This is a genomic window from Allohahella sp. A8 (genome assembly GCF_047946665.1).
Lineage (GTDB): Bacteria > Pseudomonadota > Gammaproteobacteria > Pseudomonadales > Oleiphilaceae > Allohahella.
Genome location: NZ_CP172312.1, coordinates 3,545,975 through 3,558,241 on the forward strand (window position 1 = coordinate 3,545,975; position 12,267 = coordinate 3,558,241).

At 54.6% G+C, this 12,267-nt stretch carries 11 protein-coding genes; 4 read left to right on the forward strand and 7 right to left on the reverse strand.

The window, feature by feature from the left end:
- Nucleotides 1-12: 12 nt before the first annotated feature.
- Genes ACH3PB_RS15885 through ACH3PB_RS15900 form a run of 4 tightly spaced genes read right to left on the reverse strand, consistent with a single transcriptional unit; the run spans nt 13 to nt 4,091 of the window.
- On the reverse strand, nt 13-519 hold the full coding sequence (locus ACH3PB_RS15885; protein WP_416396413.1) for a hypothetical protein: 507 nt from the start codon (nt 517-519) through the stop codon (nt 13-15).
- Entirely contained in the window at nt 512-1,336 is an 825-nt protein-coding gene (locus ACH3PB_RS15890; protein WP_416396415.1) for a glycosyltransferase, read from the reverse strand. Before ACH3PB_RS15890 ends, ACH3PB_RS15885 begins: the two co-directional genes overlap by 8 nt.
- Nucleotides 1,333-2,622, reverse strand: a complete 1,290-nt coding sequence (locus ACH3PB_RS15895) for a nitric oxide synthase oxygenase (RefSeq protein WP_416396416.1) — start codon at nt 2,620-2,622, stop codon at nt 1,333-1,335. The genes ACH3PB_RS15890 and ACH3PB_RS15895 overlap by 4 nt, the downstream gene beginning before the upstream one ends.
- Nucleotides 2,619-4,091 carry a B12-binding domain-containing radical SAM protein gene (locus ACH3PB_RS15900; RefSeq protein ID WP_416396417.1) on the reverse strand — a complete coding sequence of 491 codons (1,473 nt, stop codon included), beginning with the start codon at nt 4,089-4,091 and terminating at the stop codon, nt 2,619-2,621. The genes ACH3PB_RS15895 and ACH3PB_RS15900 overlap by 4 nt, the downstream gene beginning before the upstream one ends.
- 274 nt (nt 4,092-4,365) lie before the next feature.
- Between ACH3PB_RS15900 and ACH3PB_RS15905 the strand changes: the two genes are divergently transcribed.
- Together ACH3PB_RS15905 and ACH3PB_RS15910 are read left to right on the forward strand one after the other, a co-directional pair.
- Entirely contained in the window at nt 4,366-5,316 is a 951-nt protein-coding gene (locus ACH3PB_RS15905; RefSeq protein ID WP_416396418.1) for a glycosyltransferase family 2 protein, read from the forward strand.
- 3 nt (nt 5,317-5,319) lie between these two features.
- Entirely contained in the window at nt 5,320-6,426 is a 1,107-nt protein-coding gene (locus ACH3PB_RS15910) for an acyltransferase family protein (protein ID WP_416396419.1), read from the forward strand.
- 34 nt (nt 6,427-6,460) lie between these two features.
- Here the strand turns inward: ACH3PB_RS15910 and ACH3PB_RS15915 are convergent, their stop codons facing one another.
- Together ACH3PB_RS15915 and ACH3PB_RS15920 are read right to left on the reverse strand one after the other, a co-directional pair.
- A complete protein-coding gene (locus tag ACH3PB_RS15915; RefSeq protein WP_416396420.1) occupies nt 6,461-7,396 on the reverse strand; it encodes a DUF6473 family protein in 936 nt (311 codons plus the stop codon).
- Nucleotides 7,397-8,377 (reverse strand): sulfotransferase family protein, encoded by a 981-nt coding sequence (locus tag ACH3PB_RS15920; protein ID WP_416396421.1) that lies wholly within the window; start codon nt 8,375-8,377, stop codon nt 7,397-7,399. It abuts the gene before it with no gap.
- A gap of 180 nt (nt 8,378-8,557) precedes the next feature.
- Here ACH3PB_RS15920 and ACH3PB_RS15925 point away from each other — a divergent pair, with 180 nt between their 5' ends.
- A complete protein-coding gene (locus ACH3PB_RS15925) occupies nt 8,558-9,631 on the forward strand; it encodes a glycosyltransferase family 4 protein (RefSeq protein ID WP_416396422.1) in 1,074 nt (357 codons plus the stop codon).
- A gap of 35 nt (nt 9,632-9,666) precedes the next feature.
- A complete protein-coding gene (locus ACH3PB_RS15930; RefSeq protein WP_416396423.1) occupies nt 9,667-10,686 on the forward strand; it encodes a glycosyltransferase family 2 protein in 1,020 nt (339 codons plus the stop codon).
- A gap of 8 nt (nt 10,687-10,694) precedes the next feature.
- Here ACH3PB_RS15930 and ACH3PB_RS15935 read toward each other — a convergent pair whose 3' ends face one another.
- Entirely contained in the window at nt 10,695-12,176 is a 1,482-nt protein-coding gene (locus ACH3PB_RS15935; RefSeq protein WP_416396424.1) for a lipopolysaccharide biosynthesis protein, read from the reverse strand.
- Between the last annotated feature and the right edge of the window lie 91 nt (nt 12,177-12,267).

Below are 12,267 nucleotides of genomic sequence, written 5' to 3' on the forward strand. Positions count from 1 at the left end.
AGAGATGTGAGGCTATTCGCCTGGCGGCACACCTTCCTTGGGGTTGGTCAATAGTGCAGCAATCGTTGTTGCGAACACTGCCCCTGCACACACCAGCGCCAGCCCGAAATCGTTCAGTGCCAGTACCAGGCACGCTGCGCACAGCCCCATGAAGACCAGCTTCGTCGAGACGAACCAGCGTGAGCCGAGTAGATTGGCGGGACGCTGGGTTGGCAGCCACACCTCCCATGAGTCTCTGCGCCCTGCATCCTCATCCCGTGTCAGGATGGCTTGCTTCATAGCACATTGCCGCACCCCCTGGTGACACCATTGCAAAGCCAGAGCCAAATTAGCCAGCGCGTATGCCAAAGCCAATGCGCCCGCATGCTTCGAATGAATGACTATCAAAAGTGCCGCGGGAATAAATAGCGCCACCGAGCAGAGAATAGTGAGATTCTGGATGGCGATTCTCAAAAGCATCTCGGACTTGAGTGCCCGATATTCTTCGTAAAGCAATTGATTAGCTAGAGGATTAGCCATCCTTTCGACCTCGAGTGCTATAGTCTGTGCCCCAGCGATATCGCGCCCCCTGTTGCAGAAGCGCCAGCGGCTCCGCGCCAAGCCGCGTGAAATAGTAGATCGCAAGGTCGGGCAGAGAACCTTGCGGTCTTACCCGATCAACGCGTATGTAATGTTGTTCCAATCGTTTGAGCTCCCTCGCCCCCCGAATCCATCGTGCCCGCACCTTGAGCCAGCTGAGAAGGTCCCGTGGAGGTAACATGTAAGCCATGGCTGTTTCCACGATCATACGGCGGGTGGAACCGATCCTGTTACGCGCCCAGTCGTCATCTGCTATAACATCCGGCCACGCCCCCCTACTTTGCAAGCCTGCTTTATTCATAGCCGTGCAACAGAGAAAGGCATCTTGTCGGCGGGCTAACTGGTCGGCCCAAACCCTGCCAACGCGCAATGCAAGACCTCTGGACTGACTGAGATCTGCCACCAGCCTTGCCGCAGTGAGATCCGCGCGCCCATCAGTCAGGGGTTTCAGCAGCGCACGAAAGGTATCTGGCGCGATGATGATATCGGCATCAAGATACACGCGCAGTGAGTGCCTTGATACCGCATCGGCTGCGCGTAGTGCGTGCGTTTTGCCAGCGACAGGCAGTGTGATGACGCATGCCGTCTGGCCGAAAACACTGTGGATGACCAAATCGCTATCGTCGGTGGTACCGTTCAACACGTAAATCACATTGGCAGAGAGATTCGCGACTGCCGCCTTCAGCGCGGGTGCCGTTGCCCGGAGTCTGACCCCCTCATTATGCACTGGAACGATAACGTCGAACGCTGCGATCATCGTCTGAACGTGCCTGGTTTGCGCATTTTCCTGATCAGCCAACGTCGTGCTTCTCTGGCATGACCGCTGAGTCTTGAACGGGAGACATTGCCGTCAAATGGCAGCATTTCCCAGCCATCTGCGATCCAGCTGTGATAGTAATTCGGAACCGCGTGCTCATTATGCATCTGAATGTGAAAGGGCGGCGTGGCGGCTGAAGCTTGCGGTGGGACGATCCAGGACCAGTCGGCGTGCAAGGCTCGCCCACTGGCCGATTCGTCTGCACGAAACTTCATGAAATCACGCGCTGCCGTATGGTGATCGATCAGGGTAACGCCGGCGCTGCTGTACGATTGCAACACGGCCGCATTGATTTCCGTCAGAGCCCTGTCACGCCACAAGGGGTCCTGGCCGGCAGGATCCAGACCGAAAGCTCGCGCTGTAACTTCGAGCAGATCAAAGCGCCAGGGATCGACCAGATTGCGCGAAGATATCTCTGTACCCATGTAGAAACCATTGAAGGGTGCGCACGGGTAATCGACGCCGCCGATTGTCAGGATCATACCCGTCATACAAGGTACGGCGTACCACTCCAGGCCAAGTTCTGTGAACGCGGGGTAGGCCTTGTGAGTCAGCGGCACATGATGCGTTGCCGAGGCAGGCAGCGTTCGAAAAACCCGGCGGCCGTCTGCAACGATGATGGGCAAAGGCAGCACGTCGAATTGTCCGCCCGTTCCAGACCACCCGGCAGCCTCGGCTTGTCGCGTCGCCTCAACATTCGCCCTATCGCCGATGACAGTGCCATCTCGCCGCAAATGGCCTGCATAGCGTGTGACCTGATCAGCTCCAATATGCGCCGGCAGCTTGTTCGGCGTCGCTGGGGCGAAGATCGTAATGACCGATCTGATCTTGCCTTCGTTGAAGGCCTCGCGCATGTGTTGAGCCACCTCATCGGCAATGGCGTCAGGATCAGTCACACCTCGACGGTCCCGAATAATCAGCGAACGCCAGTAGAGGCGGCCGATGCAGCGGGCGTGATTCCGCCACGCCACCTTCGCGCCAAAGCTGAGCTCCTCGGGCGTGTGCGTGTATGTCCCGTATCGGGTTAACTCGCGATCGACCTCAGCGGTTCGCTTTTGCTGGCTGCCATCCGCTCCCTTGTTCTCGAGATAGTACAGGTCGAGAAAAGCGCTCGCTTCGGCCCGCCGCTCGCGCAATGACAGCCGACGCAATCGGCGCGCCAGGGGCTGAAAACCATTGACATCGACCGCAGGGTCGAGCGCATGATGCTTGGAGAGACTAATCACATCAAGCCATCGAATTGTCGGGCGCCGGATCTCACTGGCCGTCTATTTATGCGATAGACAGACGCCAATGCCCTGCGCTTGTGCGCCCGATAACCCTTCGTCTCGATCGCCGGATTTCTGTAATGCATCCGCGCCCGCTGAGGGTCTGGCTGCAGATCGGTGAGGATGAGGGCGCCGGACTGCTCTGCCATACGCTTGAAGATTGGCGTTTCCTCGAGCAGCGAAAAGGCATTGAAGCGAACCCTGTCCAACTGGTGTTCATGCACCTCCAGAAAATCGGCCGTTGCGGCCATGTCCTCTTCGGTTTCACCTGGGTAGCCAGCAAACATGGTACAGCGTAGCGATAGACCTGCCCTGTGCGCGTTGCGAATGAACGCCGAGTTGCCTTCTACGGTGGAACCCTTCTTCATGGCGTCGAGCAGGGCCTGACTGCCGGTCTCCAACCCGAAACTGACCCGTCGCATGCCCCCTCTGACAGCAGCTTTGAGGTCCCGGAAAGATAATCCGTTGTCCGCTCTGGTATCGACGTGAACCGTGCCTATCCATTCCGCTCCGGGCACCCGGCCCGGCAACTGCTCAGCAATGCCACGTAGCATGTCTGGGTGTGAGTTCAGCTTCAAATCGAGGAAGAGAAAATTTCGAGTTGCGTAGCGCCGCGCCTGTTCTTCCATTTCGGCCAGCACATGCCCGACAGAGCGCGTCCTATAGGAGCGGCCGTTTGCGGAGACGACATCCGAACAAAACGCGCACTTGGCCCACTGGCATCCCCGACCGGTCATGATCGGCACGATACGTACCGGATAGCGCTCCCATGGGAAGTCACTGAAATCTGCGAAGGGCGTGCTATCCAGTGGCCGCAGCGGTGGCGCAACCGTTGACGTCCGCCCATCAGGTAGCGTCACACCAGGGAACTGCAAGAGGTCCTTTTTTTCTATAACGGCATTGACGAGATGCGGTATGGATAGATCGACCTCTGCCCCCACCAACGCGGTAACCCCAGGCAGGCTGCGCCAATGTGAGGCTGTTGCAACGATGTTAAACATCGGGCCGCCAACAATCACAGGAACACCCTTTTCTTTAGCGCTGGCGGCAATCTCGCGAACCACCTCGTAGTGCATCAAATAGGCGGACAGCAGAATCACATCCGGCTTGGACTCGAGGGCCCGCCGGATGCGGCTGACAGTTATGCGATCCGGCCGATCGCGCAAGAAACCCCAGACCTGGCGAGCCAAGTCCCGGATAGGCAATATCGGTGCATAGGCTGACAGGTGAAGCCGGCGCATGAAATGATCCGTGATGCGCTCCTGTCTCTCCCGCATCACCGTGGGCCGCCCATGATCAAGCGGGCAGATCACCTGAACAGCGAACGCCTGACGGCGCAAAGCAGCTGTCAACAATCCGATTGCCAGCGTCGGAAAACTTGAGAACGCGTTGAGGTCAACCAGTAGTACTCTGGGCTGGGCAGCCATATAGTTAGGAACTCTTCGATTCGACGGTAAAACGCAAGGAAGGTACGCAGCAAAAAAGTTAGTTTCCTTCTATTTTGCAATAGCTTATCGAAAAACTAACGCTTTGTGGCAGGTAAATACCGAGAGTGGTCCTTAGCGGTGGAATACGCTTGTAAGCTGGTGGGGATCTGCAAATTCATAGCGCGTTGGGCTTTGTCGACATCCGTAGGATAACGTTCCATTGACATGGTCTCACCAGTTATACTCCGCCGGCCCCTAAAACGACTTCACCAGCATGACCGAGCCTTTTTCAGCGAACAATGGACGATCGCCTCGATCCACCTGCAGCGGTGACAGATTGCCAATCGTCAGCGTCCTGATAGTGTGCTATCGCTCCGAGAAGGATATCCGCCGCTGCCTCACTGGTCTGTTCGAGCATAGCGGACACTTGCCGATTGAAGTGCTGCTCATCGACAATTTCGGTGATGCCTCGGAACAAATCGTGCGTGAAGCCTTTCCTCGGGTCCAGATCGTGCCAAGCAGGGGCAATATCGGCTTTGGACCAGCCAATAATGAACTTGCACGGTTCGCGTCCGGACGATATTTACTCCTGCTGAACCCAGACACTCAACTGTTCGACGATGCCATCACGCCGCTGCTCGACTGTGCGAAAGCCAGACCCCATGCAGCGGCCTGGGGCGGCGTAACGGTGCTCGAAAACGGCAGTATCGATCCTAGCTGTATGCAGGAGCGACCTTCCTTACGACGCGAGCTGGGATTGCTCTTCGGCGTGGGCTGGCTAAAAAGAAGACTATCGAACAGGGAACCCGATGGCCTTGAAGAGGTTCCAGTCCTGTCTGGTGCCTTCATGCTTGTTGGCGCCGAAAGATGGCGGACAGCTGGCGGGTTTGATGAGTCGTTCTTTCTATATAGTGAAGAGGTCGACCTGTGCCTTCGCCTGACCATCGAGGCGGGGCACCCCCCAGTTCGTACCGCCTTTGCCCGCATCACCCATCTGGTTGGCGGTAGCAGCACAAGCCGGGCTCGACAGGTCGCGGTCCTCAAAGGCAAGATGCACCTGTTCCGCAAGCATCGAAGCTGGCTTTCGACCGCATTATTGGGAGGCATACTCTATGCCTACGCGCTCTCGAGATCGTCCGCAAGGTATGGCGAGGCCGTCAAGAGACCAGGCTCGTGGATGTACGGTTACAAGCCTATCAGCCCTCCAGAATCATCATCAGGATAAACGATGACAGCCTATCTGTCGGAACACATTGGCAGTCGCGACAACAACTTCAACCTGATCCGTTTCGTTGCAGCCCTTCTTGTTCTAATTAGCCACAGCTTCGCCCTCTACTACGGCACCGCCGATGCCGAGCCGCTCCGCGACACGCTCGGCCTTACGCTCGGCACCCTGGCTGTAGATATCTTCTTCATCACCAGCGGCCTGCTGGTGTGCGCCAGTCTTGAATCGAGAAAAGGACTATCTACCTTCGCCCTGGCGCGGACACTTCGAATCTATCCAGCGCTGATCGTTGCCCTCGTGATTATCGTAGGCTTGGTCGGACCGCTTTTTAGCACCCTCACTATTACTGATTACTTCACCGACTTTCAGACTGCGAAATACTTTGCACGTAATAGCGTGCTTTTTCTCGGCGTTGAGCACCAGTTGCCCGGCGTATTCACGAACGCGCCTTATTCGGGTGCGGTCAACGGTTCGCTGTGGACGCTTCCCTATGAAGTTCGCATGTATGCACTGCTGTGTATCGTCACCATATTCGCCGGCTGGGCCATCACCAAATGGAATGCCAGCGGATGTGCGCTGAAGCGCGTATTCCTCTCTATCACGCTGCTTTCGCTAGCGGCGCTGCTGATCAACCGGCTTGGCGGCGTGCCTATGCCAAGCGAAAAATTCATCCGGCTGACCTTCATGTTTGCCTCCGGAGCGACCGCCTTTCATTATCGAGACAGCATCCACCTTTCGGGAAAGTACGCGCTTCTGGCGTTTCTGGCACTCGCGATAAGCACCATCGATCTCTCAAGCTTCACCCTATTTTATACCGTCTCGGTAACTTACTTAACGCTATTTCTCGCCTACATTCCCGCTGGAATCATCCGAAGGTTCAATAGCGTCGGCGACTACTCTTATGGCCTTTACATCTACGCTTTTACAGTTCAGCAAGTCGTGATTGTCTCTCTCCCGGACATCAGCCTGACCGTATACACGATGTATTCAGGCGCTATTACATTGCTTTTGGCCGCGGCATCATGGCACTTCGTAGAGAAACCGATGTTGCGATTCAAGAGTGTGGGCGGACGGTTCAGATCGCGCTTATTGCCACAGACATCGAGCTGAACACTCACAGCGTTACTAGCCACGACAGATATTGTTACAGACGCTGAAGGTATTTGTTCACCACAGGCTTGAGCGCAATGCATGCATCTTCATGCATTTCAGGCGAAGGATAATAGTGATCGTGCGTCCATACCTGCCCCCCGAGGTCTGGCCGATCATTACCCGGATCGACCATCGCCTGCTGACCGGTGAATCGACTGAACAGCTGCTGAGGTGATCCGCGATCTGTTACGCACTCCACGTATTCATCGCAAAGGCCAGCAACCTGCTTCACACTTTCCGCGTCGATCAGCTGTGGGTATTCATTGAAGATACCTTTTACCGAGAGGTAGTTCTCCCTATAGTTCGGCCTTCGTTTTGAAAACCAGAAGAGCAGCTTGGGCACCTGTATCCTCTGAATCAGGGAAGCATAGCTGTTCACCCATCTTTGCCGGGTTTCGTTAACGAGAGCCCGGGTACCGGAACGATTCAGTCTACGAATCAGCGCAGCGTCGACTCGTCCACGGGGCACATATGAAAACCGCTGAAGTTCATTGATTACACCGTGATACGCATCAACTGACGAGAGCTGCCTGCCATCCGCCTTTCTCGTCAGGAGCTCAAGCCCGTCGGTATCGAAAATGGAGTTGCTCTGGCTCCGTCCCGACATGACCTGAATAACGACACACCTGGAGTTGTTGATATAAGCGTCCAGCGAGCGCTGCTGATCGAAAAACTCCGGCCCGGCTCCCCCATAACCCAGGTTCAGTACCGGCAGATCGAGCGCTTTGGCAAGCATTGACGGAAATGGCTCCTGGCATAAACATCCGAAGGTCTGAGCCGCACCGATGCAGGCAATATAACTGCCAGGCTCGAGCGCTTCGGGAACAGGAGCGGGCCCCCTGAATTGGAGACCCGTCTCACCCAGCTCATACATGCTGTAGTCGACGACTTCAAAATCCCGATCCTGATAGCTCGATAGATGCACCATTTATCGGTACCACGGAATCTGCCGCCCGAGAACTTCCTCAAGCTGGATGACATCGTCCTTGAATAAGGTCGTCAGCGATCGCCACTGGGACTGATCAATCTTCGGTGCTGGGATGAAGTTCTTGCGTTCGATGAAGTTGAATACTGAAATAAATGCACTCGGCGTAAGCGCTTTTCGAAGTACTGTCTTGAAAGGATTTGGCCAATACAATAGTCGCCCAACCATGAGGTTACGCGGCCTTATAGCCACTTTCCCCCGCGCCGACATATCAGGCATAAAATTATTATCTACACCAATATGCTGACAAATTTCACTATAAACAGATAGCGGGTTATTTACGAAATCATCGTACAGGAATACTTTTATCTGCTCCCGATCGAACTTTTCATAGTATCTAGCAATCTGCTCAGAATACATACTGACACTTTTATAATGCCAATCCCACCCCCACTTATTTTCCTTTCTCTCTTCTTCGGCATCCAATGCAGGAAGTAAGGCCAGTGGCTCAAGTTGATATTGAACGTTCATGCAATAGTGCGAATATAATCTCGCCACCGGCTCTCGCAGCATAATAACCAGTCTCGCATTCGGTATATGCTCTTTTATTCGCTCTGACGCACGGGGGTAGTACAGGTATCTCACAGATGCGTCGCCTGTGGCCTTGCGTGCGGGAGCCTCAGCGTAAACGCTCTGATAGCTGTCATAATCTACGATCGAGCGGCTGTAGAGGAGGCGGAAGGCAATGCGGGGATCGACAGGTCCTGGTGGATATAGATCCTCCTGGTCCAGCGCGAAATAGTTTGGCTCCTTGAACGGCGGAATGAAAACATCAGGATGTTGATTTAGATAATCCGCCAAAGACGTCGTACCCGATTTGGCTGCGCCGATTATCAAAAAGTTCGGTAGGCTTTCCATGACTAATTTTGCTTCTCCATGCTTGACTAAATAAGCCGATCCAGTTGGCCAGTAATATTCTTTCATTGAGGTGTTGAGTTCATTATACTTCGCACGTCCGAAATAAAAAGGAATTTTTCCGGCACACATATGGCAAATCGCAACCCCAAAATACTCTATTGCACCTCACATTGCCCTGGATTCAGCTCGTATGGCGCTCAATTACGTGCCCTACATGTTGGACGCCAACTACAGAAGATAGGCGATGTGCATCTGCTCTTATTTCCACTGCGTTCTTTGGATGAGTCCTTACTCGAAGCGACTCGGCAGGCGTTCGATCTGCGGGGTGTATTTCAGCTTTTAGCCAGTCCGCAAAAAGGGCTGCGGGAACGAATGCATTATGAGTTCAACTCCCGTTTCCTGGACGGCCATGGCAGTTCGATCTCAACGGCAGACAAAAGCACGTTTCTGGACTTGGCCGATGCATATGATGTGGTCTGGTTCCATGGCATCAGGATCCCGAACAGTCTGGGTCTATACAATATTCCTCGGTCAGTGCTGGATATTGATGACATCCCCAGTCAATACCATCATTCGGCAATGAAGCGATCAGATTCGCTGATAGGCGCAATGAACGAGGCGAGAAAAACCTTCCACTGGAGGCGACGAGAAAAAAGGCTGCTGGAACGCTTCAACATCATTACGGTCTGCAGCGAAGCGGACAGGGCATTGCTCGGCTCCTCCCCGAATGTCGCCGTCATACCGAATGGTTTCGAAAGCGCCAGCCTCAAGGTAGGCACCGAAAGATCCGAGACGCCACTTATCGGATTCATTGGCACGCTCGAGTACACTCCGAATATGGATGGAGTCCGCTGGTTCATCAGCGAGGTGTGGCCTTTGATACGGCAGCAGCTACCCTTCGCTCGCCTCCGATTGGTCGGCACGAAAACCGAAGTGTTCGACGCACCTCAGGACAATATTGATGGCCTTGGCTGGGTTCAGGACACCGACGGGGAAATCGCCAGCTGGGCATGCACCATCGTTCCGATCCACATCGGTGGGGGTACCCGCATAAAGATTGCAGAGGCGTTTAGCCGTCAGTGCCCCGTTGTGTCGACGAAGCTCGGTGCCTATGGCTATGAGCTCACTCATGGTCAGGAGATTCTGTTGGCAGAGACTGCAGTCGAATTTTCGAAAGCCTGTTTAGACGTGGCGACAGACCGGTCGCTCGCCGAAGGGTTGGCGAGATCTGCTAGATTGAGGTTTGAGCAGACACTCAGCTGGGACGCAATCCTGCCTAAAGTCCAGGCGACCATCAACCAGGCGCTGCAGCACGCCTGAGCCTGTCCTCGTATTCACACCTGGAGAACATCCCTTTGGCGACGTCAACGTCTGCTTTACTCACTCCCGTAGACATCAGTGTCGTGATACCGACCTATAACCGTCGCCACTGTGTGCTGTCGGCTGTCGAAAGTGTTCTGAACCAAACCCGCGTGCCTCTGGAAATCATCGTAGTCGATGATGGCTCGACCGATGGAACCGAGACGCTGTTTGCTACCTCGCACCCCTTGGTCCAATACGTGAGCAAGGCCAATGGTGGTGTAAGCTCTGCACGCAACTACGGCGTATCGCTTGCCCGCGGAAGCTGGGTCGCGTTCCTCGATTCTGATGACACCTGGTCAACGGAGAAAATCGAGCGCCAGATCGACTGCGTCAATCAGTATGGCGGGGAGGTCTGCTTCACTGGGACCAGACTCGATAGCGGCGGCCGTCACGATGGAATCAGCGAGCTTGATCCGTCGTTACCTGATGGTGAAGCGAGGCTGTACCACCAACCCCTCGCTTTCATCGTGCAGTCGGATCGTCACCCGCTGGTGCAATCACTGCTCCTGCGGAAAAGCATTTTTCAAGCGGCTGGACAATTTGACGAGCACCTGCAGGTTGCCGAAGACACCGCACTCTTTTACCGACTGGTCGCACGCACCTCGGTGCTTCTGGTGAACGAGACTCTGGTCAACCTGAACCGACAGCGATCTGAAGCCGGCCTGAGCGACTGTAGAGACGTAAGAAAATTGGCGCGCCACTACGACTGCTACATACATGCCCAGGCCGTAGCCTTGTCACTCGTTTTGAAGCCAAACAACGACTACCCCCAGCTGATTGGTCAGCTGAAGAAGATCAGGCATCGGCTAGCCTACTTTATCAGCCGACGTGCTGAACTTGCGTTTGCATTGGATGATACTGCAGCTGGAAAAGCACTCTGCCTCGAAGCGGTCAGACTCAGTAGCGACCTGCGGACTAGTGCCAGAAGCCTGTTGTACCTGACGCTGCACCCACTGTTCACGCAGCGGCTTAAAAGGAAATGGTACCTTGATACCACTGAGCCCGGTCAGTAGACCGGGGCTTATCCCCTGGTGAAAGCCCGCTTCGCTTTTTGAACGGCAGCGAGGCACTGTGTTCTGTCGAAACTGTCCGTACAGACCGTGAGCAGGACAATCAGATAAACGCCGATGGCAGCGAAGGTCGGAATCATCAGATCGAACCAGGTCATGACGGGACTTAAAGTTTTATAGGCAAGGCTGAAACCAATGGCTGCCATGAGAGGCGTCATCCCCGGTAGTAGCGTACGAACAAGAAACAGCCGGAAACTTCCACTGACCAGCTTGATACCCTGATGCCAGATCAGGAACACATGGAACAGTATATTGGTGGCGGCAATCGTGAAAGCCACTGTGATGCTCGACGCTTCATACAGTACTGCTACGCCAACAATGGCTACTGCCATGACCAATGTTGCAACGAGTTCGAGTTGAAAATAGACGCTGACCTGTTCGGATGCCACGGCGATTCTGTAGAACATCGCAGAGGCGTAGAGGAAGGGAAACTGGGCCAGCAGGCACACCATGGCGTACGCAGCCTCAGTATAAGTAGGACCAGCATACAAATTGATAAGCTCCAGGCTGAACACTACCAGCGGACCGATTGGCGCAAGAACGAACCAGAGTTGATACTTCCCACCCCTGTAGTAGATGGCTTCCATGCCTTCCATACCCGACTGGGTATGCAACCTTGTGAGTAGCGGCTCTATTGGTATCGTCGCAGCCCGACTGATCTTTCGGATATTGAAATCTACCAGCCGGGCGATGTGGAGGGATGCCACGGCTACAGGTGTAGAGTAATGATTCAGGATGAATATCGGCAGTGTTCGTTGCACGATCTCCGTGATACTCGATGTGGCAGTCCAGGATCCGAAGCGCACTATTCTGGAGGAGTACGCCAGGTCAATGTGCGACCGTCTGAATTTCAGGTCTGGCATCTCCTTTACGGACATTCTTACCATCGTCAGAGCGACTGCCAGTGTCACGATCGAGTTCGCAAAAACCACCCATTTCACTTCGGCAGACACTGCCAATAACAGGCCCGCCATGATCGTTATTCTGCCGGCCTCTCCTGCGAGCTCGATGAGGTTGATGGCAACAAAGCGGTGTCTGACATATAAGCCGCACGAAAACGGCGTGCACAGTATCACCGTGCAGAGCGTGACGATCTGCATGGAAAGCATCAGCTGAGCATCTGATACCAACGCTGGCTCGATGTTCAGAAAGCTTTCGATGTTGCTCACCGCCAGCCATCCAGTCAGAAGCAGGAGCACCGAGATCACGGCTATGAAGGGCAGCATCGAGGACACGACTCTGCTGACACCGTGCGCTTTCTCCGGCGTGTCCATCTCAACGACGAATCGTGCAATGCCCCCCGTGAATATCTTGGCGAAGACTTCTGCCGCCAACATGATTGACAGCAGCAGGGGATACAAACTGTATTCAGCGGGAGCGATGGTCTCCAGCAAGAACTTGTTCACCCAGAACAGCGTGAAGATTCTGATCACTGTCGTCAGGGCGGAGCTTGCTGAATTGACGATCAACCTTTTTTTGGACGAATACCCCGCTTGCGTCATGGACAGCTTGTACGCCCGCTTT